The sequence below is a fragment of the Pseudomonas sp. P110(2024) genome, from assembly GCF_057480795.1.
In genome coordinates, this window is sequence record NZ_JBLIYT010000004.1 from 215,863 (window position 1) to 239,591 (window position 23,729).

General features: G+C 65.9%; 25 protein-coding genes. 8 read left to right on the top strand and 17 right to left on the bottom strand.

Going from position 1 to position 23,729, the window contains the following annotated elements; translation table 11 throughout:
* Position 1: 1 nt before the first annotated feature.
* The 5 genes from AC25ND_RS08345 to AC25ND_RS08365 all read right to left on the bottom strand — a co-directional run bounded on the left by AC25ND_RS08345 (position 2) and on the right by AC25ND_RS08365 (position 5,546).
* A complete protein-coding gene (locus AC25ND_RS08345; protein WP_028689368.1) occupies positions 2-1,222 on the bottom strand; it encodes a M20/M25/M40 family metallo-hydrolase in 1,221 nt (406 codons plus the stop codon).
* A gap of 82 nt (positions 1,223-1,304) precedes the next feature.
* Positions 1,305-1,955 carry a TIGR04211 family SH3 domain-containing protein gene (locus tag AC25ND_RS08350; protein ID WP_028689369.1) on the bottom strand — a complete coding sequence of 217 codons (651 nt, stop codon included), beginning with the start codon at positions 1,953-1,955 and terminating at the stop codon, positions 1,305-1,307.
* A gap of 216 nt (positions 1,956-2,171) precedes the next feature.
* Entirely contained in the window at positions 2,172-3,545 is a 1,374-nt protein-coding gene (gene ppnN / locus AC25ND_RS08355) for a nucleotide 5'-monophosphate nucleosidase PpnN (RefSeq protein ID WP_028689370.1), read from the bottom strand.
* 154 nt (positions 3,546-3,699) lie between these two features.
* Positions 3,700-4,899 (bottom strand): nicotinate phosphoribosyltransferase, encoded by a 1,200-nt coding sequence (gene pncB / locus AC25ND_RS08360; RefSeq protein WP_088852101.1) that lies wholly within the window; start codon positions 4,897-4,899, stop codon positions 3,700-3,702.
* On the bottom strand, positions 4,896-5,546 hold the full coding sequence (locus AC25ND_RS08365) for a nicotinamidase (protein ID WP_182322630.1): 651 nt from the start codon (positions 5,544-5,546) through the stop codon (positions 4,896-4,898). Before AC25ND_RS08365 ends, pncB begins: the two co-directional genes overlap by 4 nt.
* 143 nt (positions 5,547-5,689) lie before the next feature.
* On the opposite strand from AC25ND_RS08365, the gene AC25ND_RS08370 reads away from it, so the two are divergent.
* Positions 5,690-6,391 (top strand): NUDIX hydrolase, encoded by a 702-nt coding sequence (locus AC25ND_RS08370; protein WP_182322632.1) that lies wholly within the window; start codon positions 5,690-5,692, stop codon positions 6,389-6,391.
* Between the two features lie 57 nt (positions 6,392-6,448).
* Positions 6,449-6,844 (top strand): hypothetical protein, encoded by a 396-nt coding sequence (locus tag AC25ND_RS08375; RefSeq protein WP_028689374.1) that lies wholly within the window; start codon positions 6,449-6,451, stop codon positions 6,842-6,844.
* Between the two features lie 3 nt (positions 6,845-6,847).
* On the opposite strand, the gene AC25ND_RS08380 is transcribed toward AC25ND_RS08375, so the two are convergent.
* A complete protein-coding gene (locus AC25ND_RS08380) occupies positions 6,848-7,465 on the bottom strand; it encodes a LysE family transporter (RefSeq protein WP_028689375.1) in 618 nt (205 codons plus the stop codon).
* Positions 7,466-7,553: 88 nt separating this feature from the next.
* Between AC25ND_RS08380 and AC25ND_RS08385 the strand changes: the two genes are divergently transcribed.
* Positions 7,554-7,820, top strand: a complete 267-nt coding sequence (locus AC25ND_RS08385) for a Pathogenicity locus (protein ID WP_028689376.1) — start codon at positions 7,554-7,556, stop codon at positions 7,818-7,820.
* Between the two features lie 80 nt (positions 7,821-7,900).
* Here the strand turns inward: AC25ND_RS08385 and AC25ND_RS08390 are convergent, their stop codons facing one another.
* From AC25ND_RS08390 to AC25ND_RS08410, 5 genes are all read right to left on the bottom strand, one after another.
* Complete coding sequence (locus AC25ND_RS08390; protein ID WP_182322634.1) at positions 7,901-9,316, bottom strand: efflux transporter outer membrane subunit; 1,416 nt, start codon at positions 9,314-9,316, stop codon at positions 7,901-7,903.
* Positions 9,313-12,492, bottom strand: coding sequence for an efflux RND transporter permease subunit (locus tag AC25ND_RS08395; RefSeq protein ID WP_182322636.1), 3,180 nt, complete (start codon positions 12,490-12,492; stop codon positions 9,313-9,315). Before AC25ND_RS08395 ends, AC25ND_RS08390 begins: the two co-directional genes overlap by 4 nt.
* Before the next feature lie 12 nt (positions 12,493-12,504).
* A complete protein-coding gene (mexE, locus tag AC25ND_RS08400) occupies positions 12,505-13,746 on the bottom strand; it encodes a multidrug efflux RND transporter periplasmic adaptor subunit MexE (protein ID WP_062364315.1) in 1,242 nt (413 codons plus the stop codon).
* Between the two features lie 170 nt (positions 13,747-13,916).
* Positions 13,917-14,510, bottom strand: a complete 594-nt coding sequence (locus AC25ND_RS08405; protein WP_182322638.1) for an eCIS core domain-containing protein — start codon at positions 14,508-14,510, stop codon at positions 13,917-13,919.
* Entirely contained in the window at positions 14,497-15,060 is a 564-nt protein-coding gene (locus AC25ND_RS08410; protein WP_182322640.1) for a TetR/AcrR family transcriptional regulator, read from the bottom strand. The genes AC25ND_RS08405 and AC25ND_RS08410 overlap by 14 nt, the downstream gene beginning before the upstream one ends.
* Positions 15,061-15,149: 89 nt before the next feature.
* Between AC25ND_RS08410 and AC25ND_RS08415 the strand changes: the two genes are divergently transcribed.
* Positions 15,150-15,881 carry an SDR family oxidoreductase gene (locus AC25ND_RS08415; RefSeq protein WP_182322642.1) on the top strand — a complete coding sequence of 244 codons (732 nt, stop codon included), beginning with the start codon at positions 15,150-15,152 and terminating at the stop codon, positions 15,879-15,881.
* Positions 15,882-15,908: 27 nt separating this feature from the next.
* The gene (locus tag AC25ND_RS08420; protein WP_062364310.1) at positions 15,909-16,508 is read left to right on the top strand and encodes a 2-hydroxychromene-2-carboxylate isomerase; all 600 of its coding nucleotides are present in this window, start codon (positions 15,909-15,911) and stop codon (positions 16,506-16,508) included.
* A gap of 120 nt (positions 16,509-16,628) precedes the next feature.
* On the opposite strand, the gene AC25ND_RS08425 is transcribed toward AC25ND_RS08420, so the two are convergent.
* From AC25ND_RS08425 to AC25ND_RS08440, 4 genes are all read right to left on the bottom strand, one after another.
* Positions 16,629-17,174, bottom strand: a complete 546-nt coding sequence (locus AC25ND_RS08425) for a cupin domain-containing protein (protein ID WP_062364308.1) — start codon at positions 17,172-17,174, stop codon at positions 16,629-16,631.
* Positions 17,175-17,253: 79 nt separating this feature from the next.
* Complete coding sequence (locus tag AC25ND_RS08430; RefSeq protein WP_028689385.1) at positions 17,254-18,459, bottom strand: MFS transporter; 1,206 nt, start codon at positions 18,457-18,459, stop codon at positions 17,254-17,256.
* A 78-nt stretch (positions 18,460-18,537) separates the two neighbouring features.
* A complete protein-coding gene (locus AC25ND_RS08435) occupies positions 18,538-19,071 on the bottom strand; it encodes a cytochrome b (RefSeq protein ID WP_062364306.1) in 534 nt (177 codons plus the stop codon).
* The gene (locus tag AC25ND_RS08440; RefSeq protein ID WP_062364304.1) at positions 19,068-20,114 is read right to left on the bottom strand and encodes a catalase family peroxidase; all 1,047 of its coding nucleotides are present in this window, start codon (positions 20,112-20,114) and stop codon (positions 19,068-19,070) included. The genes AC25ND_RS08435 and AC25ND_RS08440 overlap by 4 nt, the downstream gene beginning before the upstream one ends.
* 133 nt (positions 20,115-20,247) lie before the next feature.
* Here AC25ND_RS08440 and AC25ND_RS08445 point away from each other — a divergent pair, with 133 nt between their 5' ends.
* Complete coding sequence (locus AC25ND_RS08445; RefSeq protein WP_028689388.1) at positions 20,248-20,766, top strand: sigma-70 family RNA polymerase sigma factor; 519 nt, start codon at positions 20,248-20,250, stop codon at positions 20,764-20,766.
* A complete protein-coding gene (locus AC25ND_RS08450) occupies positions 20,763-21,515 on the top strand; it encodes an anti-sigma factor family protein (RefSeq protein ID WP_062364302.1) in 753 nt (250 codons plus the stop codon). Before AC25ND_RS08445 ends, AC25ND_RS08450 begins: the two co-directional genes overlap by 4 nt.
* 34 nt (positions 21,516-21,549) lie before the next feature.
* Here the strand turns inward: AC25ND_RS08450 and AC25ND_RS08455 are convergent, their stop codons facing one another.
* On the bottom strand, positions 21,550-21,783 hold the full coding sequence (locus tag AC25ND_RS08455; RefSeq protein ID WP_028689390.1) for a hypothetical protein: 234 nt from the start codon (positions 21,781-21,783) through the stop codon (positions 21,550-21,552).
* A 414-nt stretch (positions 21,784-22,197) separates the two neighbouring features.
* The gene (locus AC25ND_RS08460; RefSeq protein WP_186594962.1) at positions 22,198-22,950 is read right to left on the bottom strand and encodes an RHS repeat-associated core domain-containing protein; all 753 of its coding nucleotides are present in this window, start codon (positions 22,948-22,950) and stop codon (positions 22,198-22,200) included.
* Between the two features lie 107 nt (positions 22,951-23,057).
* On the opposite strand from AC25ND_RS08460, the gene AC25ND_RS08465 reads away from it, so the two are divergent.
* Positions 23,058-23,690 (top strand): LysE family translocator, encoded by a 633-nt coding sequence (locus AC25ND_RS08465; protein WP_062364300.1) that lies wholly within the window; start codon positions 23,058-23,060, stop codon positions 23,688-23,690.
* The last annotated feature ends 39 nt before the right edge of the window (positions 23,691-23,729 follow it).

Below are 23,729 nucleotides of genomic sequence, written 5' to 3' on the forward strand. Positions count from 1 at the left end.
CTTACTGCGCCAGGTGCCGGATCATCGCCACCGTCAGGTACAAGCGTGGCGCCACGCTGGCGATCTCCATGTATTCGTCGTCGCCATGCAAGCCGGCGCCGACCACGCCGAGGGTCTCCAGCACCGCCGGCTTGTCGTTGTCGGGCACGTAGGCGTAGCCGGCGTCGGTGCCGAAGCGCATGGCGATCGGCTGCAACTGCCGGTCGATCTTGCTGTAGAGCTGCCGCGCCGTTTGCGCAAGTTCCGTGGAGGCGTCGTTCCTGGCCAGCGGCGGACGGCCTTTTTCCATGACCAGCTCGACCTGGGTATCGGCCACCAGCTGTTTCTTGATGATCCGCAGGGCATCCTCCTGCACCCGCTCGGTCTCGCTCAGGTCGGAGTAGCGCATGTCGGCCTCGGCGCTGGCCTGGGCGGGAATGATGTTGGCTTTTTCCCCGGCCTTGGCCAGGGTCCAGTTGACGGTGGTGCCCTTGCTCTTGTCGCCGAGGTTGTTCAATTGCAGCAACTGGTGCGCCAGCTCCAGCAGCGCGTTGCGCCCGGCCTCCGGGGCGGAGCCTGCGTGGGAGGCGCGGCCCTTGACCTCGAGCTTGAGGCGATTGATGCCGTTGGTGGCGACGGTGACCGCGTCCTTGTCGGGCGGCTCGTAGGAGAAGACGAAGTCATGCTTGCGCGCCAGTTCGGCAATCAGCTGCCGCGAGCCGGTCGAGCCCATTTCCTCGTCCGGGTTGAACAGCACGGTGAGGGTGCGGTATCCCTTGTACTGCTGGTCCTGCAGCAGTTTCAGCGCATGCAGGATCATCGCCACGCCGCCCTTGGCATCGGCCACGCCGGGGCCGTAAGCGCGGTCGCCGTCGATCCGAAACGGGCGCTTGGCCACGGTGCCGGGGCCGAACACCGTGTCGTAGTGGACCATCAGCAGGAAGTCCTTGTCGCCACTGCCCTTGAGCGTTCCGACGATGTTGTCGCCCACCGAAGGCGTGGCCGGCTGCGTCGTGACCTTGGCGCCGAGAGCCTCCAGTCGTTTCACCAGTTCGTTGCCAACCTGCTTCAGGCCGGGCTCGGTACCGGTGCCGGTGTCCACGGCCACCAGGGTCTTGAGGGTTTCCAGGTAGTGAGGCTGTTCGGCCTGGGCCTGGCTGAACAGGGCCTGGGGCGTCGGGTCGGCGGCCTGGGCGGTGGCGCAGGCCAGGGCAAGGGCCAAAGAGCAGAGTCGCAAGGGCATGGGCAGGGATCTCGTTGTCGTGAACCCTTTAGCGTAGACCCTGTCACGCAATCATCGCCAAGGCCAGACCGTGCCCCGTTGCTCAGAACCAGCGGTCGTTACGTTTGCGGCCACGGGTCAGCGCCGGCAGGATCAGCCCCGCCAGCAGCCCGGCGCCGGCGATGCTGCCGCCATACACCATGTAGCGCATCATCACCTGCTTGTTCTCGTCACCCAGGCGTGCCTGGGTGTCGCGCAGGGTCGACTGGCTCTGCTCGAGCTGTTCGTTGAGTGCCTTGTTGCGGCTTTCCAGCTCGTCGATCAGCGCCTTGCGCGAGTCGAGGGTCTCCTGCATGCCCTGCACGCGGTTCTTCCAGCTGTCGTCGATGGTCTTGAGCTGGCCGGACAGTTCGGCCACCTGGGCGTCGAGCTGCGGCAGGCGCTCGCTCTGGCCGGGCACCGCCTGCAAGTCGCTGGTGAGGATCCACACCAGGTCGCCGCTCTGCCCGCGTACCTGGCTGTAGTTGCCCTGGCTGGTGACCAGGGTGACCTTCTGCCCCGACTTGAGCGTGCCGACGATGCGGTGGCCGTCGGTGGGGCCGCTGCGGACATAGGTGCTCAGGCTGTCGCTGACCCAGCGCGCATCGCTGGCCGGCTCTTCGGCGTGGGCTGGGGCGGCAAGGGCGATCAGGGCGGCGATCAGGCCGCCGCGCAGGACGGTGAGGGCAGGAGGAACGGGCTGGATGTCTGGCATGCTGGTCTTCGCTGAAACAGTACGAATGAAGGCCCGATGACTGGGCCGGCGATCCGGTCGGGTGGATTGACCGTCAGCGAAAGACCGTTTTTTTGTAGGCAGGTTCACTGCCTGGCTTGGGAAATGTCTGCAGGATGTTGCGGGAAGTGGTGTGTAACTTGCCCCTGTGAGCGCCGGCCTGCCAGCAAAGGGGCCGCAAGGCGGCCCCTCGAGGTCTCAGGCCACCACCTCATAGCACGGCACATACGCTGCCCCGCCGGGCAGCTTCATGCGGTGCTGGTCGACGAACGCCTGCAGCAGGCGCCCGAGCGGGTCGAGGATCGCCGCGTCGCCACGGATCTGGTACGGCCCGTGCTCCTCGATCAGGCGAATGCCCTTGTCCTTGACGTTGCCGGCGACGATCCCGGAGAACGCCCGGCGCAGGTTGGCCGCCAGTTCGTGGGGCGGCAGGTTGCGGCGCAGGGCCAGGTTGGCCATGTTCTCGTGGGTCGGGTCGAACGGGTGCTGGAAGCCTTCGTCGATTTTCAGCAGCCAGTTGAAGTGGAAGGCGTCGTTACGCTCGCGGCGGAACTGCTTGACCGCCTTGAGCCCCTCGACCATCTGCCGGGCGACTTCGGCCGGATCGTCGATGATGATCTGGTAATGACGCTGGGCGGCCTCGCCGAGGGTGGCCCCGACGAAGGCATGCAGTTGCAGCAGGAAGGCTTCGGCGCTACGCGGCCCGGTGAGTACGACCGGGAACGGCAGGTCCTGGTTTTCCGGGTGCATGAGGATGCCGAGCAGGTACAGGAACTCCTCGGCGGTGCCAGCGCCCCCGGGGAAGATGATGATGCCGTGGCCAACGCGGACGAAGGCTTCCAGGCGCTTCTCGATATCCGGCAGGATCACCAGTTCGTTGACGATCGGGTTGGGCGCCTCGGCGGCGATGATGCCTGGCTCGGTCAGCCCCAGGTAGCGGCTGCCGTGCATGCGCTGCTTGGCGTGGGCGATGGTGGCGCCCTTCATCGGGCCTTTCATCACGCCAGGGCCGCAGCCGGTGCAGACATCCAGCTTGCGCAGGCCCAGCTCGTGGCCGACCTTCTTGGTGTACTGGTATTCCTCGCTGCTGATCGAGTGACCGCCCCAGCACACCACCATCTTCGGCTCGACGCCCGGGCGCAGGGTGCGGGCGTTGCGCAGCAGGTGGAAGACGTAGTCGGTGAGGCCCTGGGAGCTCTCGAGGTCGATGCGCTGGCTGGCCAGCTCGCTCTCGGTGTAGACGATGTCACGCAGGGCGCTGAACAGCATCTCGCGGGTGCTGGCGATCATTTCGCCGTCGACGAAGGCGTCGGCCGGGGCGTTGAGCAGTTCCAGGCGCACGCCGCGGTCCTGCTGGTGGATGCGTACCTCGAAGTCCTTGTAGGCCTCGAGGATGGTCTTGGCGTTGTCGACATGGGCGCCGGTGTTGAGGATGGCCAGGGCGCACTGGCGGAACAGGGTGTAGAGGCTGCCGGTACCGACTTCGCTCAGTTGCTGGACTTCACGTTGCGACAGCGTCTCCAGGCTGCCCTTGGGGCTGACGGAGGCGTTGATGACATTGCGTTGGGGCATCTGGTCTTTCCTGTGCGGGTAAAACATCCTTCTTGGACAACACCATACAAGCAAATGTGCGTGGCAACGAGGGCCTTGGTGAAAAACCTTGGACGCAGTGCCTACCCCGTGGGAGCCGACTTGCCGGCCAAAGGGCTGCGTAGCAGCCCCGGGGTTATTGGACGTTGAACACATGCCGCAGGTACGCCACGAAATTCTCGTCCCGGCACTGGGTCTTGCCCGGACTGTCGGAGATCTTCGCCACCGGCGCGCCGTTGCAGGCGGTCATCTTGATCACCATGTTCATCGGCCTGACCCCGGGGATGTCGCAGGTCAGGTTGGTACCTATACCGAAGCTGACGTTGATCCGCCCGTGCAGGGCGCGATAGAGCGTCAGCATCTTCTCGAAGTCCAGGCCGTCGGAGAAGATCAGCGTCTTGCCACGTGGATCGATGCCCAGCCGCTGGTAGTGGGCGATGGCTTTCTCGGCCCAGGCCAGCGGCTCGCCCGAGTCATGCCGTAGGCCGTCGAAGAGCTTGGCGAAGTACAGGTCGAAGTCCTTCATGAATGCATCCATGCCGATGCAGTCGGTCAGGGCGATGCCCAGCTGGCCACGGTACTCACGTACCCAGCATTCCAGCGCGGCGGCCTGGCTGTCGACCAGGCGCGGGCCGAGCTGCTGGTGGGCCATGAACCATTCGTGGGCCATGGTGCCGATGGGCTTGATCTGGTATTCGCGGGCCAGGTGCACGTTGCTGGTGCCGACGAAACGCCCGGGGAAGTCGCGTTTGAGGATATGCACCACCTCTTCCTGTACCCGATAGGAGAATCGCCGGCGGGTACCGAAGTCGGCCAGTTGCAGACCGGCCAGTTCGTCGTCGCTGGCTTCTGCCCTGAGCCAGTCGAGCTTCTGGTACAGGCGCTCGCCGACCTGTTCGATCAGCACCTCGCGATAGCGGTAGCGGTTGCGTACCTCGCTGATGATCGCCAGCAGCGGGATCTCGAACAGGATCACGTGCAGCCACGGGCCGCGCACGCGGATCGCCAGTTGCCCGGCATCGTCCAGGCCGACCTGCACATAGCGCAGGTTGAAGCGGAACAGGCTGAGGAAGCGGATGAAGTCCGGCTTGATGAACGGGATCTTTTCCAGGTAGGCCAATTGGTCGTGGGTGACCGAGACATCGGCCAACTGCTCGACCTGGTAGCGGATCTCGGCGAGGTAGGGCGCCAAATCCTCGTCATTGCGGCAGCGGAACTCCCATTCCACTTCGGCGTTGGGGTAGTTGTGCAGCACCGCCTGCATCATGGTGATCTTGTAGAAGTCGGTGTCCAGCAGGTTCTGGATGATCCGTGGGCCGAAGACGCTGTCGCTCATGGGTGGTCCTCCTTGAGTAAGTCGAGCCGGGTATCGAGGGCCTGTTCGTCGGCACACAGATGGATGCCGGTGCTGGCCATTTCATCGCAGGCCGCCTGTGCGCCCTCGGTGCTCAGGGCGCGGCTGGCCGGCAGGTACAGCAGCACCTCGAAGCCGGCGCGGCGCAGCTGCAGGGCGGTGGTGCGCACGCAGTAGTCCAGTGCCAGGCCACCGACGATGATCGCCTGCACCTGTTGCACCTTGAGGAACTCGATGACGCCGGTAGAGCGGCGCTCGGCCAGGTCGTGGTAGCACGCCCCATAGGGGTGCAGGTCAGGCTCGACGCCTTTCCAGACAAAGTAGTCGTAGTCGATGGGAGCGGGCAGGCCGGGCAGCAGCTCGAAGCCCGGCGTACCGGGGACGCAGTGGCTGACCCAGGTCAGGTCGGCATTGGCCAGGGGCAATGCCTGCAGCATCTGGCCCGGCTCGGCGACCACCCAGGCGGCGTTGGCCGGGTGCGCGTCCTTGCTGCCCAGGCGCAGCGAGGCGCGTTGGGCCATGGTGTTGAGCGCAGGGGCGATCAGGTGGCCGCCGGGCACCGGCAGCTCCTGGGGGGCGTTGGCGGTGAAGCCGTTCTGCGCGTCGACATCGAAACTGGCGATTTTCATTGGAGGAAACTCCTCGGCTGGAATGGCTATATATTCCACCTGGTGAATTAAGTGTGTCAAGGTCATTTTATCCAGGGATTCAGGGTTGCTCTATTTAATCGCTCTGATGGAATATAGGCGTATGTTGATTAAGGATCGGTTCCGTGAGCACAGCTGAAGTCCTGGCCAGTGTCGATATCGTCACCCTGCGCCTGTCACCCCACAGCCAGCGCCTGGAGGTGTTGCTGTCCCCGCGCGAACGCGAGCCCTACAAGGGGCAGTGGGCCTTGCCGGGTGTCATCGTCAATGGCAGTTCCGCGGACAACAACCTGGATGCCGCCGCCTGCCGGGCGCTCTCGGAAAAGGCCAAGGTGCGCCCGCGCCACCTGGAGCAGGTCGGCACCGAGGGCAATGCTTCCCGCGACCCTCGGGGCTGGACCTTGAGCACTTACTACCTGGCGTTGCTCGATCCTGCGGTTGTGGTCGAGGACCCGCAGATTGCCTTTTTCGATCTGCAACGCGTCCTGGACAACGAACCGCCGTTGCCGTTCGATCATCGCCTGCTGGTCGAGCGTGCCCATGAACGGCTGGTGGCCAAGGCCGTGTACACCAACCTGCCGTTGTACCTGGCACCCGAGCGGTTCACCGTGCTGGATGCGCTGGCCGCCGCGCAGGCGTGCCTGGGGCTGCCGGTCAACAACACCTCGATGCGCAAACGTCTGGAGCGCATGAAGCGCGAAGGCTGGGTGCAGGACACCGGAGAAAAGAACCAGCCCAGGCTGGGGCGTCCACAGCAACTGTACCGGCATACCCCGCAGGGGAGCGGGGCGTTCATGTTCGACCGGAGTCTGCTGGCGGGAGGATAGTCAGGACCGATCGCGGCCTCTTCCTGCAGTTGTCGAGTAGCGACTATCCTTGCCCCCATGACCAACCTGCCTCCTTTACGCCATCCTTGTCCACCGGGCGCCTGCGACTGCGGCCGCGAACGCCTGGCCGACGGCCCCGAGCGACGCATCCTGCTGCTCACCCGCGAGGAGGAGAAGCGCCTGGTCGAACGCCTGGAGAACCTGAAGGATCTGGAGGACCTGCAGCGCCTGCAGTCACGCCTCTACGAGCAACTGGGCATCCGCGTGCATATCGCCCCAGGCTTCAACGAAGTGCGCACCATGCGCGGCATCGTCATCGAGCTTGCGGCGCAGCCGGGCCTGTGCCGCAAGACCCGCCAGTCGATCCCCGCCGCTATCCGCCGGGGACTGGAGCGCAATCCGCAGGTGGCCTTCCGCCTGCTCGACGCCCATGACCTGCTGCGTGATGCCTGAACATCAACGCATCGCCGCCAGCTTGATGCCGAAGCCTACCAGGCAGGCGCCGGCCAGGCGTTCGAGCAGGTTAGTGATGCGCGGGCTAGCGCGCATGCGCTCGGCCAAGCGGTGGGTGAGCAGCACCGCCACCAGGCCGTAGAGCAGGGTCAGGCCAGCCACGGTCAGCGCCATGAAAGCGAAGGTCACCACGCCTTGGTGGCGTACCGGGTCGATGAACAGCGGGAAGAACGCCATGTAGAACATGATCGCCTTGGGGTTGAGCAGGGTGATCATCATGGTCTGGCGCAGGTAGCGGCCGCTGGCCATGCCGCTGTCGCGCGGCGCGCCGCCGGGCTTGCTCAGCACCATGCGCAGGCCGAGCCAGGCCAGGTAGGCGGCGCCGGCCCACTGCACCACATGGAAGGCGGCCGGATAGGCGGCCAGCAGGGTGGCGACGCCCGCCACCGCCAGCCACATCAGCACCTGGTCGCCGAGGATCACTCCGAAAGTAGCGGCCAGGCCGCCCTTGATGCCGCCCTTGCCGGTGGCGGTGATCAGGGCGAAGTTGCCGGGCCCGGGGATCGCCAGGAGGATAAGGAACGCGATCACGAAAGCGCCGTAGTCGGTCACGCCGAGCATGGGTAGTCTCCTGGGGAGGGCGGGCTGATCAGGATATATGCCATTATTCGCAACACTTGCAAAGCCACGACGGCACAGGGAGGTGGAGATGGCGTTCAATGCGCATGAGCGGGCAGTGTTGCTGGCGGTCAAGGGCGTGGGGCCGACCGTGGTGCAGCGGCTCGAGCAGTTGGGTTATGACTCGCTGGCGCGACTGGCCGGGGCCGACGCCCTGCAGATCGTCAGCGAGGCGGCCGGTCTGCTGGGCAGCAGTTGCTGGAAGAACAGCCCCCAGGCGCGAGGGGCAATACAGGCGGCGATTGCCCGGGCCAGGGAGCATGTCCTGCAGGGCACCTGTCCCGCCAATGGCACATAAAAAAGCCCCGAAGACCAAGGCCTTCGGGGCAAACGGTTGGGGGAGGAACCAACCAAAGGAGTCTTCACATCAGGGGGCGGTCAGCGCGAGCTGGCCACCACGTCGGGTTGCCAGCCGCCGCCCAGCGCCTTGTAGATCGCGACGATGCCGCTGTACAGCTCGACCTCGCCCTGGGCCTGGGCGTCTTCGGCGCTCAGGCGCTCGCGTTCGGCGTCGAGCAGCACCAGGTAGTCCACCGTGCCTTCGCGATAGCGCACCGAAGCCAGTTCCGCCGCCTTGCGGCTGGCGTCGCTCTGGCGCATCAGCGCCAGCAGGCGCTGTTGGCGCTTGCCATAGTCGCTGAAGGCGTTGGAGGATTCCTCCAGGGCCAGCAGCACCTGCTGTTCGTAGTTGGCCAGGGCGCCCTCGGCATCGGCCTTGGCCCCGCGCAGGCGGGCGCGCACGCTGCCCAGGTCGAAGGCCGCCCAAGTGATGCTCGGGCCCAGCGCCCAGGCGTTGGCCGCTGAGGAGCCGATCTGCGAGCCGCGCGCGGCGGTGAAACCGAGGAAGCCGCTGAGGCTGACCCGCGGGAACAGGTCGGCGGTGGCCACGCCGACGTTGGCCGTGGCCGCGGCCAGCTGGCGTTCGGCGCTGCGGATGTCCGGGCGGCGACGCAGCAGCTCGCCGGGGTCGCCCACCGGCAAGGCCTTGGCGATGGCCGGCAGGGCCTTGGGCGCAAGATCGACGCTCAAGGCGTCCGGACGCTGGCCGAGCAGGGTGGCGATGCGGTTCTTCGCCCGCACCTGTGCGGCCTGCAGCTGCGGCACGGTGGCTTCGACACCCGCCAGGCGGGCGTCGGCGCGGACCACATCGAGTTCATTGCCGACACCGGTGTCGCGCAGGGTCACGGTGATGTCCCGCGACTGCTGCTGGGTCTTGAGGTTGGCCACGGCGATCTGCTCGCGCAGCTGGGCGCCGCGCAACTGGCCGTAAGCGTCGACCAGCTCGGCGATCAGGCTGACCTGCAGTTGTTGCAGGTCGGCTTCGGCGGCGGCTTCCTGGGCTTCGCTGGCCTCGATCTGGCGCTGGATGCGGCCAAACAGGTCGAGCTCCCAGGCCATGTCCAGGCCCAGATCATAACGCTCGCTGTTGACCCGGCGTTCAGTTTGGCCGGGCACCTGGCCCTTGCCCAGATCGCTGCTGGCGCGGCTGGTGACCACGGGGATCTGGTCATTGGACACGTCCTCGCGAATCGACCGCGCCGCTTTCAGGCGGGCAAAGGCCACGCGCAGGTCGCGGTTGCCGTCCAGCGACGCCTGCACCAGTTGGTTGAGCACCGGGTCGTCGAACTGCTTCCACCACACGCTTTCGAAGCGGCTGCGGTCGAAGGCCTTGGCCACCAGACCGCTGTCCAGCTTGGCCGGCGCGGTGTCCGGCGTCTTGTAGTCCGGGCCCACGGCGCAGGCCGCCAGGGCCAGTGCCAGCAGGCTCGGGGTCAGGTGTTTGAGCAACTTCATGCGTGGGTCTCCAGCGCGACGGCGTGCTCGGCCTTGCGGGCCTGGCGACGCTCGACGAAACGGCGGATCAGGAAGAAGAACACTGGGGTCAGGAACAGGCCGAACACGGTCACCCCGATCATCCCCGAGAACACCGCCACACCCATGGCGTGACGCATTTCCGAGCCGGCGCCGGAGCTGAACACCAGCGGCACCACGCCCATGATGAAGGCGATCGAGGTCATCAGGATCGGCCGCAGGCGCAGACGGCAGGCTTCCAGTACCGCGGCCAGCGGGTCGAGGCCCTTGGCCTGTTCATCCTTGGCGAACTCGACGATCAGGATCGCGTTCTTGCACGCCAGGCCCACCAGCACGATCAAGCCGATCTGGGTGAAGATGTTGTTGTCGCCACCGGAGACGATCACCCCGGTAATGGCCGACAGCAGGGTCATCGGCACGATCAGGATCACCGCCAGCGGCAGGCTCCAGCTTTCGTACTGGGCGGCCAGCACCAGGAAGGCCAGCAGCACGCAGAGCGGGAACACGAACAGCGCGGTGTTGCCCGAGAGGATCTGCTGGTAGGTCAGGTCGGTCCATTCGAAGGTCATGCCGTTGGGCAGTTCTTCCTTGAGCAGCTTCTCGATTGCCGCCTCGGCCTGGCCGGAGCTGTAGCCGGGGGCCGCGGCACCGTTGATCTCGGCGGTGATGAAGCCGTTGTAGTGCATGACCCGGTCAGGCCCGGAGGTGTCGCTGACCTTGAGGAACGTCGCCAGCGGGATCATCTCGCCCAGGTTGTTGCGCACCTTCAGCTGGCCGATCTGCTCGGCGTCGAGGCGGAACTGCTGCTCGGCCTGGACGTTGACCTGGTAGGTGCGGCCAAAGCGGTTGAAGTCGTTGGTGTACAGCGAGCCCAGGTAGACCTGCAGGGTGTCGAAGATGTCATTGATCGCCACGCCGTGGGTCTTGGCCTTTTCCCGGTCGATGGCGGCATCGACCTGCGGCACGTTGACCTGGTAGCTGGTGAACAGGCCCGCCAGTTCCGGCACGTTGTGGCTCTTGGCGATGATGTTCTGGGTCTCTTTGTACAGCGCTTCATAGCCCAGGTTGCCGCGGTCCTCGATCTGCAGGCGGAAGCCGCCGATGGTGCCCAGGCCTTGAACCGGCGGAGGCGGGAAGATTGCGATGTAGGCGTCCTGGATATCGGCGAACTGGGCGTTCAGGGCTGCCGCGATGGCCGCCGCCGACTGACTCGGGTCCTTGCGCTCGTCGAACGGCTTGAGCGGGGTGAACACGATGCCGCTGTTCGGGCTGTTGGTGAAGCCGTTGATCGACAGGCCAGGGAAGGCCACCGAATCGGCCACGCCCGGTTGCTTGAGGGCGATCTCGCTCATCTTCTTGATCACAGCCTCGGTACGGTCGAGGCTGGCGGCGTCAGGCAGCTGGGCGAAGGCCACCAGGTACTGCTTGTCCTGGGCCGGGACGAAGCCGGTTGGGGTGGACGAGAAGCCCAGGTAGGTCAGGCCCATGAGCCCGGCATAGACGAACAGGGCGATGCCGCTGGAGCGGATGACCCGGCGCACGCCGCCGACATAGCCATGGCTGGCGCGGTCGAAGAAGCGGTTGAACGGAGCGAACAGCCAGCTGCCCAGCAGCTTTTCCAGGAACCGCGAGAAACGGTCCTTGGGCGCATGGTGGTCCTTCAGCAGCACGGCGGCCAGGGCCGGCGACAGGGTCAGCGAGTTGAACGCCGAGATCACGGTGGAGATGGCGATGGTCAGGGCGAACTGCTTGTAGAACTGCCCGGTAAGCCCCGAGATGAACGCGGCGGGCACGAACACGGCGCACAGCACCAGGGCGGTGGCGATGATCGGGCCTGTCACTTCGCTCATGGCCTTCTGCGTGGCTTCCAGCGGTTTCAGGCCAAGCCCGATGTTTCGCTCGACGTTCTCCACCACGACGATGGCGTCGTCCACCACGATACCGATGGCCAGCACCAGGCCGAACAGCGACAGCGCGTTGAGCGAGAAACCGAACAGGTGCATCACCGCGAAGGTGCCGATCAGCGAAACCGGCACGGCCATCAGCGGGATGATCGAGGCGCGCCAGGTTTGCAGGAACAGGATCACCACCAGCACGACCAGGATCAGCGCTTCGAACAGGGTGTGCACCACCGCTTCGATGGAGCCACGGACGAACACGGTCGGGTCATAGACGATGCTGTAGTCCATGCCTTCCGGGAACTCTTTCTTCAGCTCGGCCATCTTCGCCCGCACTTCGTCGGAGATCTCGATGGCGTTGGAGCCCGGACGCTGGAAGATCGGGATGGCCACCGCCGGCTGGTTGTTCAGCAGCGAACGCAGGGCGTACTGGCTGGAGCCGAGCTCGACCCGGGCGATGTCCTTCAGGCGGGTGATCTCGCCGTTGGCGCCGGCACGGATGATGATGTTCTCGAACTCTTCCTCGTTGACCAGGCGGCCTTGGGTGTTGATCGACAACTGGAAACTGGTCGAACCCGGGGCGGGCGGGGCGCCCAGCTGGCCGGCGGCGACCTGGCGGTTCTGTTCGCGAATGGCGGCCACCACGTCGCTGGCGGTCAGGTTGCGCGAGGCGGTCTTGTTCGGATCGAGCCACACCCGCAGCGAGTAGTCGCCCATGCCGAACAGCTGCACGTCACCCACGCCACCCAGGCGCGCCAGCTCATCCTTGATGTTGAGGATGGCGTAGTTGGACAGGTAGAGCATGTCGTAGCGGTTGTCCGGCGAGGTCAGGTGCACGACCATGGTCAGGTCGGGCGAGGCCTTGTCGACGGTAATGCCGATACGGGTGACTTCCTCCGGCAGCTTGGGCTGGGTGCGGGTCACGCGGTTCTGCACCTGCACCTGGGCGTTGTCCAGGTCGGTGCCGAGGGCGAAGGTGATGGTCAGGGTCAGCTTGCCGTCGGCGGTGGACTGCGAGGACATGTACAGCATGTTCTCGACACCGGTGATGGCTTGTTCCAAGGGCGCTGCGACGGTTTCGCCGATCACCTTGGGGTTGGCGCCGGGGAAGTTGGCGCGCACCACCACGGTGGGCGGCACCACTTCGGGGTATTCGCTGATCGGCAGCTGGAACAGCGAGATGGAACCTGCGATCAGCAGCACCAGCGACAGCACCGCGGCGAAGATCGGCCGGGTAATGAAGAATTTCGAAAAGTTCATCGGTGTTGTCCCTTAACCGCGCGGCGCTTGGGCGCTGGCGACTTTGACATTGGCGCCGGCAACCTTCGGCGCCGGGTTGCTGGCCTCCAGGGCCTGGCGTTGCTGGGCGAGGGCGGCAAGGGTCTGTTCGCTGGCCATCGGCGTTTCCTCCGGGGTGACCGACGAGCCCGGGCGCACGCGCTGCAGGCCCTTGACCACGATGCGGTCGTCCTTGCCCAGGCCGCTGCGCACAATGCGCAGGCCTTCGAGCTTGGGCCCCAGTTCCACGGCGCGATAGGCGGCCTTGTTGTCCTTGTCCATGACCAGCACGAACTTCTTGCCAAGGTCGGTGCCGACCGCTTCGTCGTTGATCAGCACGGCGTCGTACTGGGCGCTGCCGACCAGCTTCAGGCGCGCGTACAGGCCGGGGGTGAACTGGCCGTCACGGTTGTCGAAAACGGCACGGCCACGAATGGTGCCGGTGCGCGGGTTGACCTGGTTGTCGACGAAGTTCATCTGGCCCAGGTGCGGATTGCCGGTCTCGTTGGTCAGGCCCAGGTACACAGGGGTGCTCTGGCCGCGCTGGCCGTCGCGGGCGAGCTGGCTGTACTTGAGGTACACGCGCTCGTCAGCGTCGAAATAGGCGTAGACCTTGTCGGTGGAGACCACGCTGGTCAGCGGGGTGACATCGGCAGTGACGATGTTGCCGGCGGTGAACTGGGCACGGCTGACCCGGCCACTGATCGGCGCGGTGACACGGGTGAAGCTCAGGTTCAGGCGGGCCAGGTCGAGCTGGGCCTGGATCGCGTCGACTCCGGCACGGGCCTCGGCGGCGGCGCTGCTGCGCGACTCGGCCAGTTCGGCAGAGATGGCGTTGCTGTCGCGCAGGCGTTCGCCGCGGCGGGCTTCGTTGGCGCTGCGGATGGCGGTGGCCTTGGCTTGTTGCAGCTGGGCTTCGAGACGGCGGACTTCTGCCTGGAACGGGCGCGGGTCGATCTGGAACAGCAGGTCGCCTTTCTTCACCTGGGCGCCTTCGGTGAAGGCCACCTGGTCGATCTGGCCGGACACCCGTGGGCGCACTTCGACGGTTTCCGGCGCTTCCAGGCGGCCGGTGAACTCGTCCCATTCGTTGATCGGCTGTTCGATTACCTTGGCTACGCTGACCTTGGGCGCGGCGGGAGCCTGCACGGCGTCGGGGGTGCGACCGCAAGCGCTGAGCACCACCACTGCCAGGGCAGCGAGGGGAAAGCGCAAGGGTTTGAGTGAGTGATCCATGGAGAACTCCGCCAATGTATTAGTAGTGGGCGGAGTGTGAGTGTCTTGCGCGTGGCGCACGAATCAAACGGAGCGAAGGTCATTATCACGCGCAATGATATGTAGGGTGCCGTCATCGATCCGGACGCATGATTTCAAGGCATCTACAAAGGGACGGTGTAATTCGGCAGTCAGCGTGGCCCGCCGGATGCCTTTTCGCGCAACGCCTTGGCCACCTGCGCCTCGATCTCGTAGGCCGGCCCCTCCAGCGCCTGGTAATCCCGGGTATAGCGCTTGGCGAATTCCTCCACCCCCAGTTCTTGGTACTGCTGCACATGCTTGAGTTCATGGGCCCACAGCGCCACGTTGTCCTCGGCATCGGCGCTGCGGCGGAAGATGATGGTGTCGATCAGGGTCACCGCGTTGACGTCCGGGTTCTGCAGCAACGCATTGGCGGCGCTGATCTGCTGTTCATCGCCCACCCGGTACCGCGCCGCGTCGAGCACGGCGAAGTCGTACCAGGGTTCGAGCTGGGCGCGGATATGCAAGGGGATCGGCTGGCTGCCGCTGGCGGTCGCCTCGTCGCGGGCCTGGCGCAGGGCGAACACCAGGCTGCCGGTGGCCATGCGCTCGACATCCTGCAGCACCTGGCCGCCCTGGTTGGGGTCGACGGGCGCGCAGAAACACACCACCAGGCACACTTGGTATTGCCCGGTCGGGCAACTTTCCTGGGCGAAGACGGGCAGGGTCAACATCAGTCCGAGCAGCGTACTAGCGAACTTCATCGAAGACCCGTCCGACCAACTGGCGGCTGGCGTCCAGCACCTGCGCCTGCACCGGCTCGCTGGCCAGCATGCGGCCCACCACCAGCGCGCCGACGCACTGGCTGAGCAGGGCCCAGGCCAGCTCGGGATCGTCAAGGGTCTCGCTCCACGCCTGGTGCAGCTCCACCAACCAGTGCTCGGCCTGTTCGCGCACCGGTCGCTCGGCGCGGGCGATCTCCACCCCCAGCGGCGGCAGCGGACAGCCGCCCTCGGCATTGTGCAGGTGGGCCAGGCTCAGGTACTGCTCGAGCAGGCGCCTGAGCCGGGGGCGGTCGGCGCCGCGCTCGACCAGGCGCGCCAACGGGCTGTTGGCCAGCTCGCGGCGGACGATCTCGCTGAACAGGTCGTCCTTGGACGGGAAATGGTTGTAGAAGGCGCCGCCGGTCAGGCCGATGGCCTTCATCAATCCGGCCACGCCGGTGGCGGCGAACCCACCGCGTTTGGCCAGGGCGCCGCTGCTGGCCAGCAGCTTCTCGCGGGTTTGTTGCTTGTGGTTGGTGCTGTAGCGCATGCGCGGAACCTCTTGGCGCGGGCTTGACGTTCAGCTGATCGTAGCATAGCGTTCGTTTACTAAACGATCATTCATCAATGGGGCGGTCCATGGCAGAACAACAAAAGGTCGTGCTGGTGATCGGCGCGGGCGACGCCACCGGTGGCGAAATCGCCAAGCGTTTCGCCCGTGAGGGGTATGTCGCCTGTGTCACCCGGCGTCAGGTGGACAAGCTGCAGCCGCTGGTCGATGAGATCCGCGCCGCAGGCGGTCAGGCTCATGGTTTCGGGTCGGATGCGCGCAAGGAAGAGGAGGTGGTCGAGCTGGTCGAGACCATCGAGCGCGATATCGGCCCGATCGAAGTATTTGTCTTCAATATCGGCGCCAATGTCCCGTGCGGCATCCTCGAGGAAACCCCGCGCAAGTACTTCAAAATCTGGGAAATGGCCTGCTTCGCTGGTTTTCTCACCGCCCAGGCAGTCGCCCGGCGCATGGTGACCCGCGAGCGCGGCACCCTCCTCTTTACCGGTGCCACCGCTGGTACCCGTGGCGCGGCCGGTTTTGCCGCCTTCGCCGGGGCCAAGCATGGTTTGCGCGCCCTGGCCCAGAGCATGGCGCGCGAGCTTGGGCCGCGAAACATCCATGTGGCTCATGTGGTGGTCGACGGGGCCATCGACACCGCGTTCATCCGCGACAGTTTTCCCGAACGCTATGCGCTCAAGGACCAGGACGGCATCCTGGACCCTGTACACATTGCCGACAGTTACTGGTTCCTGCACGCCCAGCCACGGGACGCCTGGACCTTCGAACTTGACCTGCGCCCGTGGATGGAGCGCTGGTAAGTCCCATCCTCATACAAGGAACGAATCATGAGCAAGACCGTCGAGTTCTTCCTGGACCTGGGCAGTCCGGCCACTTACCTGGCCTCGACCCAGCTACCCGCCCTGTGCGCGCGCCACGGGGCGCAGTTGGTGTACAAACCGATCCTGTTGGGCGGGGTGTTCCAGGCCACCGGCAACGCCTCGCCGGTCATGGTGCCAGCCAAGGGGCGCTACATGCGCATCGACCTCAAGCGTTATGCCGATCGCTATGGGGTGCCCCTGACCTTGCCGCCCGGGTTTCCGGTCAACACACTGAACCTGATGCGCGGGCTGATTGGCGTCCAGTTGTTTGCCCAAGCGCGGTTCGAGGCGCTGTTGAAGGTGCTGTTCGAAGGGCTGTTCGTGCACGGGCGCAATCTGGCAGACCCGGCGGTGCTGGGTGAAACATTGGCCGCGGGTGGCTTCGATGCCGGGATGTTGCATGAACTGGCCGCCCGGCCCGAGGTCAAGGACGCCTTGCGTAAAGCTACCGAGGAGGCGGTCGAGCGTGGCGTGTTCGGCGCGCCGACGTTCTTCGTCGATGGGCAGATGTTCTTCGGCCAGGACCGGCTGGATTTCGTCGAGCAGGCTTTGGTCAGGCGGGCATGAGGGACAACAAGGTTCTTGCAGGCTGCGATTCCAAAAACCTTGGGTGCTATTGCTTCATGGCCTGTACGTCGTCAGGGTTGCAGCGCTCGATCGCGCAGGCGCTGAAACCCTTTTGCCGGATCAGAAGTTCGCCGGGGTATTGGCGCTGATGATCTCGGCCTCGTCGGGGCCGATGTTCTTGAAGCTGTGGGGCAGGGTGGTGGGGATGTAGTAGCCGTCGCCGGCGTTGAGCACGCTGACCTGGCCATCGACCCACAGCTCCATGGTGCCCCGGGTGACCAGGCCGCATTCCTCGCCTTCGGCGTGGACGATCGGCTCGCCGGAATCGGCACCCGGCGCGTACAGTTCGCGCAGCATGCGCATCTGCCGGCCTTCGACGCTGGCACCGACTAGCAGCATGCGCAGGCCGTTGCGGCCCAGGTCGGGCTGCTCTGCGCCACGGAACACGTAGCGCTCCTCGCGCACCGGCTCGTCGAAACTGAAGAATTCCGCCAGGGACATGGGGATCCCTTCGAGCAGTTTCTTGAGGGAACTGACCGAAGGGCTGACCCGGTTCTGCTCGATCTGCGAGATCGTCGAGTTGGTCAGGCCGCTGCGGCGGGCCAGTTCCCGTTGGGAGAGGTTGTTGCGTTCACGCACCAGTTTGAGTCGTGTCCCCGTGTCCATAGCCGCCTTGTTTGCAGAGGTGTCAAAAATAATGGGCGAGGCATTAAAACACACTCTGCAGGCTTGCGCGCTGTGCGTCTCAGTGACGCTGGTCGGTCGCCAACGGCCACAGCCCCACCAGCAACAGCAGGGCACCCACGGCGAGGAACGGCAGGCGCGGGTCGAGGGCATAGACCAGGGTGCCCGCCAGTGGCCCGATCACCGCGCCCATGCCCTGGGCGGCGCCGATCGAGCCCGCAGTGGCGCCTTGTTCGCCGGCCTGCATGGCGTTGGCCGCCAGGGCGGAAAATGCCGGGAATACAAAGCCCATGCCGAACGCGGCGACGAAGAACGCGCCCCACAGCCAGGGCGCTTGGGTGGCCAGCGCTGCGGCGGCAAAGCCCAGCCCGGAGATGCTGGCGCCGATACGGATCATTTTCGCTGGCGGCCACTCGAGCCTGCGCAGGAACACCTGTGCCAGCATCAGCGCCACGCCCACGCAGGTCAGGGCGATGCCCGCGGCCTGGGCGGCGTCGCCGGCCTCCAGGCGCAGGCGGTCGAGGGCGAAGAAACCGACGGCGATCTGCGACACGGTGATGCTCAGCATGGCGCTGAAGGCCACCAACAGCGGGCGGCGCAGGCGTGGGTCGGACAGGCGCACCGGATTGGGCGCATGGCTTTGCGCCAATGGCTGGGGCTTGAGCTTGAACAGCAGCACCACGAACGCCGTGGCCGGCAGCAGCGACATGGCATAGAACGGCAGGCTCAGGCTGTAGCGCGACAGCAGCGCGGCCAGTGCCGGCCCGACCACCAGGCCGACGGCATTGGCCGCCCCCAGCGAAGCCATGGCCCGGGCCCGACGCTGGGGTTCGACATGGTCGGCGATCAGGGCGTTGCCACCTACCGGCAGCGCGGCATAGAAGGCGCCGATCAAGCCGCGGGCCAGCATCAACCCGAAGAACGCCACGCTCGCGCCCGGCAGCCAGCGCAACGCGCCGTCGATGAACAGGCACAGCACCCAGTAGGCCAAGGTGAAGCCGCCACTGCCCAGCAGCAGCACGCGGCGCCGGCCATAGCGGTCGGCCAGGCGCCCCCAGGGCCGGGCCAGCAGCACCCAGACCACGCCTGCCACGGTCACCGCCGCGCCGGCCTGCCAGGTGGCCATGCCCAGCAGTCGGGCGATGGGGCCGATCAGGGCGACGAAGGCCATCATCGCCATGGTGCAGGCCATGTTCACCAGCATCAGAGGACGCAGGTCCAAGGTGTTGGCGGGGGTCAATGCGGCAGGGTCCTTTGCAACGTTCATGGGGCAGTCCGGGGCAGTTCGACGAAATGAGCGCCAATGTTAGTAATAATTATTTACATGTGTCGACCCTGGCAATGCTCATTCACTGCGGCGCAACGGGCCTGGCCACATGCTACGCAAGACGCCGTCGCGGCGCACCAGGGCATGCACCAAGGCCGCGCCCAGGTGCAGCAGCACGGTGGCGAACAGCAGGTAGCCCGCCCAGCCGTGGGCCTGGCGCAGCACGGCGTACAGCTGCAGGTCGTGGGGCGCGATGGCGGGCAGTTGCAGGGGCCGTGGATAGCCGCCGGCCGAGAGCATGGCCCAGCCGAGCAGCGGCATGGCCAGCATCAGGCCGTACAGCAACAAGTGCGAGGCGCCGGCGGCCAGCCGCTGCAGGCGGGGCAGGTCGCGGGGCAAGGCCGGGTGCGGCAGGCCCAGGCGCAGGGCGATGCGCAGGATCACCAGCACCAGCAGGGCCAGGCCGGTGGCCTTGTGCAGCTCGACCAGCAGCGGATGCCGTGGCGACAGGTCGCCGACCATGTTCACGCCGATGAACAGCATGGCCAGGATCAGCGCGGCCATCAGCCAGTGCAGCAGGCGGGCCAGGGGGTGGAAGGCGGTGGCGGTCATGGGCGGGCTCCTTCGCTCAGCGCTTCGTGGCTGCGGCGGTTGAACGACACCGAATAGGCGGCCGAGCGGGCGGCGAGGATCGGGTCGGCGGATGGTTCGATGCCCTGGGGCAGGATCAGCGGGTCGAAGTTCAGGTCGCGGCAGGCGCCTTGCTCGGGGCCGTCGACCCGTTCCAGCACCAGGGTGCCGGCGTCGATGCTGCGGCGTTCGGCGGGCCAGGGCCGGGCGGGGTCGTCCACCGGGTCGCCGGGCTCGGCCAGGGTCAGGCGCAGGGTCCAGCGCAACGGGCCTTGCGCCAGGCGCTGCTGCAGGTCGTGCTGGAGGAACTGCTTGTCATCGACCTGGGCGGGCAGGGCGGTGAACGCGGTCTGCGGCTCCAGGGCCCAGCGCACCGGCTGGGCGTTGCCGTGGGCATCGATCAGGCGAAAGGCGTTGATGCTGTTGTAGGCGGTGCTGGCGAAGCTGTCGCTGGGCTTGTAGCTGGCCGCCCACTGGCGAAACGCCGCGCTTTCCGGGTGGCTGGCGAAGAACGCCTGCAGTCTGGCCGGGTCCGGCTTGCCGGTGGCCGGGTCGGGGGCCCCGGCCAGTACCTGCTGGTAGAACGCCTCGGGCGTGCTCACCGCCAGCACCGGCGGGTTGTTCATGCCGGTGCGCCAGACCTGTCCGTCATCGCTGCTCAACTGGATGGCCAGGCTGCGTACGGGTATGGCGGTGTCCGGGGCGAACGGGTTGGCGCCGCCGATGGCGAATCGGCCGATCACTGGCACCTGGGCCTGGCTGAAGACGCGGGCGCTGGACAGCGCCGCGGCCTGGCCGCTGGCCTGGAAATAACCGCTGACGCACAGGCCCTTGGCATGGTTCTTCCGGTAACCGGGATAATGACCTGCCTGGGCCTCGAAGGTGTCGATGATGCGCTGCGGGGTCAGCCCTGGCGAGCCGATCCAGCCGGCGGCATAGGCGAAGCCCGCACCCAGGGCGGCGAGGGTGGCGCCGATGGCGGCCAGGCGCAGGGCCTTGGCGGGGCCGTGCAGGGGAGGGGTCATGGGGACGCTCCGGTCAGTTGGAATGAGCCGGTATGACGTAAGGGCGAACGATTTATTCCCGCCGAGGGAATAGATTTCGTGCTGGGCCGTCTGCCCATTACACTGACTGCCCATTGGGGCCTGGAACCCGACCATGCACGATCTGGACGACCAACAATGGCGCGAGCTGCTGCAACGCCTGCGCCGCTTCGCCCTGTGGCTGACCCGCGAGCCCGGCGGCGCCGACGATCTGGTCCAGGCCACGGTCGAGCGTGCCCTGAGCCGCCGTGGCCAGCAGCGCGATGCCGACAGCCTGCGCCCCTGGCTGTTCACCATCCTTTACCGGCTGTTTCTCGACGGCAAGCGCCGTGAGCGCCTGCATGCCCGTTGGCTTACCTGGTTCGGTCGGGGCCAGGCCGAGGAGCCGGCCGGTGGCGAGATCGAGAGCATTGTCCTGGCCCAGGCCGACTTGCGCGCCTTCGCCCGGCTGTCGGCGGAGCAGCGGGCCCTGTTGTTGCTGGTCAGCGTCGAGGGCCTGAGCTACAAGGAGGCGGCCGACACCCTCGGCATTCCCATCGGCACGGTGATGTCGCGCCTGTCGCGCGCCCGCGCCGCCTTGCGTGAACTGACCGAGGGCAACCCCACGCCCCCGGCCTTGCGGAGACTCAAATGACACGCCTGATCCCCACCGAGCACGAGTTGCACGCCTATGTCGACGAGCGCCTGGAGCCGGCGCGCCGGGTCGAGGTCGAGGCGTGGCTGGCGGCCAATCCACAGGAGGCGGCGCGAATCGAGGCCTGGCGCGGCGATGCCCGACGCCTGCGGGCGGCCCTGGCGGGCTTAGGCGAGCAGCCCAGCGACCCGGCGCTGGACCTGGCGCCCTTGCGTCGCCGCCTGCGCCAGCGCCGGCAATGGCGCCTGGCACAGGCGGCGGCGCTGTTGCTGGCGGTAAGCCTGGGCGGCTTGGGCGGCTGGCAGGCGCGTGAGGCGACGCTGTTCGCCGGTATGCTGCCCATGGCCGACGCGGTAGAGGCCCACCGGCTGTTCGCCGACGCGGCCGCGCTGGATATCCAGGCCAGCGATCCGAAGCGGCTGCAGGAATGGCTGGGGCGTCATTTCAACCGTGTCGGCCAGCTGCCGGACCTGTCCGGTTATGGCCTGCAGCCGGTCGGCGCGCGCCTGCTGAGCAACGAGGCGGGGCCAGCGGCGCTGCTGGTGTTCCAGGACCGCCAGGGGCAGCGCATCAGCCTGTTCCTGCGTTCGCCCGGCGAGCATTTCGAGCGCATGCCCAGCGGCCAGCGCACCGACGGCCAGTTGCAGGCCCGCTACTGGTCCCATGGCGACTACAACTTTGCCCTGGTCAGCGCGGCGGATGACGCTCGCGGCGAGTCGTTGCGCCGGGCGCTGGGTATCAGCCTGTAGGCAGGTCGAGGCCGGCGCATCGACCTGCACGGTTTCAGACCGTGCGCAGGCGGGCCTTTTCCACTTGCTGCATTTCCACACCGTCGAGCAATGCCTCGACCACCGCCTTGGCCGCATCCAGCCCGTGATCGTTGCCCAGCAGCAGGTCGTGGCAGGTGCCGGTCGCCAGTTCCATGGCCTTGAGGTTGGTGGCGAACGCGCCCTTGAGCAGCGTGGACAGGTGCACCAGTGCGTCTTCGAAGTCCACGCCTTCGCGCACGGCGAACAGGGAAGGGTGGCTGCATTCGCAGTTGCCGAAGCTGGAGTGCGCCGTGGTGGCGCGGAACGGAGGATCAGGTAAGCCTTTTGTCATTGTGTCGCTCCTTGATTCAATGGAGCCGCCACTCGACGTGACCAAACGAATGGGTGGCGACTGTACGCGGGTTGGTCAACCGGGAATCAAGGAAACCGGCGCGCACGGAGGCGCCCCACGCACAGCCGCCATAACACGAGTCAGCGGGCACAAAAAAGCGCCAACTGAATCGTAGAGCGGGCGCTTGTGCGCCTTGATGTTCGCGGGTGACCAAACCCGGCTGCTGGACTTACAGCAACGGGCGAAGGTTACCGGGGGGCGCTGAGCGATTCAAGGATCAAATTGTAAGAGATTAAGGTGAGCTGGGAACGGAGTAGATGTTGGCAAGTATCAAAGGCCTTTTATTCTATTCAACTCGTTTTGCAAATGTTCGATGAGTAATTTGCTGCCTGCCGAGTAGGCCTCCAATTCCAGTTCGTATTGCTCGAGTTTTTGAATCGACGGCTGTTTGATTAGCTGTTGGGCAGATACCGCTAGTTTTTTGCCTTGATTTGCGACGTCCGTGATCAATTCCTTGCTGCCGGGCTGGATACCTAGGCTGATGCGCGACGGTAAAACCATGATATGGGGAGGGGTAGTCCTCGGATCTGGCAATTGGAGGGCGAGGTTCAGCGCATTGGTAGCGGTGATTTCCTCTATCGTCCCTCTGTAGCGCGGGTTGGTTGCCTGAAGGAACGCCACGTCATAGTGAGGCGTGCAGCTGATAAGTTCTTTGCGTTTTGCAGGGGTGTGAAAATCCAGATTGATCCTTACAGAGTTGCGACTCTGTCCACGAGGATCGATGTAGTTGATTGGATCGCCCTCACAATAGACATAGGCATTGACGCCTCCCGCAGCGAAGGGGCTCAAACTGTCCGCTGAGCAGAACCTCATCAGCACCGGACTGTAACCACGATACCCGTTGCCGAGCAGGTAGAGTCCCGCCCGCGGATCCTGAACAAAGCCATTGAATCCCAGCTGTGGACACGTCACGTCGCGAACCGGATCGTATCCATAGGCCGAATAGGCAAACCGATGGTTTGCGCTCCCAAGCACTGATCGTGCCGCGTCGCTGGCCAGTAGTTTGATCGATGGATAGCTCACCGGCGCTCCCGCTGTTCAGGCATGACCGTTCCACGTTAAGGTGCGCCCCTCGCCAGCGAAACTGGCAAAAATGCCAGGTATGGCGCTACCGACAAAGAGGACTTGCAATGCCCGAACCCTCCAACCTGCTGGCCTTCGCCCTGATCAGCCTGGGCATGGTGCTGACCCCGGGCCCCAACATGATCTACCTGATTTCCCGCTCCATCTGCCAGGGGCGTGGTGCCGGGTTGATCTCGCTGGCGGGGGTGGCCCTGGGTTTCGTCTTCTACATGCTCTGCGCCGCGCTGGGCATCACCGCCCTGGTCATGGCCGTGCCGTTCGCCTACGACGCACTGCGCATCGGCGGTGCGCTGTACCTGCTGTACCTGGCCTGGCAGGCGCTGCGCCCGGGTGGACGCTCGCCGTTCCAAGTCCGCGACCTGCCGGCGGACAGCCCGCGCCGGCTGTTCATGATGGGCTTTCTGACCAACCTGCTGAACCCCAAGATCGCGGTCATGTACCTGTCGCTGATGCCGCAGTTCATCGAGCCCGGCCACGGCAGCGTGCTGGCGCAGTCGCTGGTGCTGGGCGGCACGCAGATCGCCATCAGTGTCACGGTCAACGCGCTGATTGCGCTGATGGCCGGCTCCATTGCCGTGTTCCTGGCCGGCAGGCCGGTGTGGCAGCAGGTCCAGCGCTGGCTGATGGGCACGGTGCTGGCGGCGCTGGCGCTGCGCATGCTGGCCGAAGGGCGCCGCTGATCGTCGGCGTCAATCTGATGGAACGTTTTGCCAGCGGGC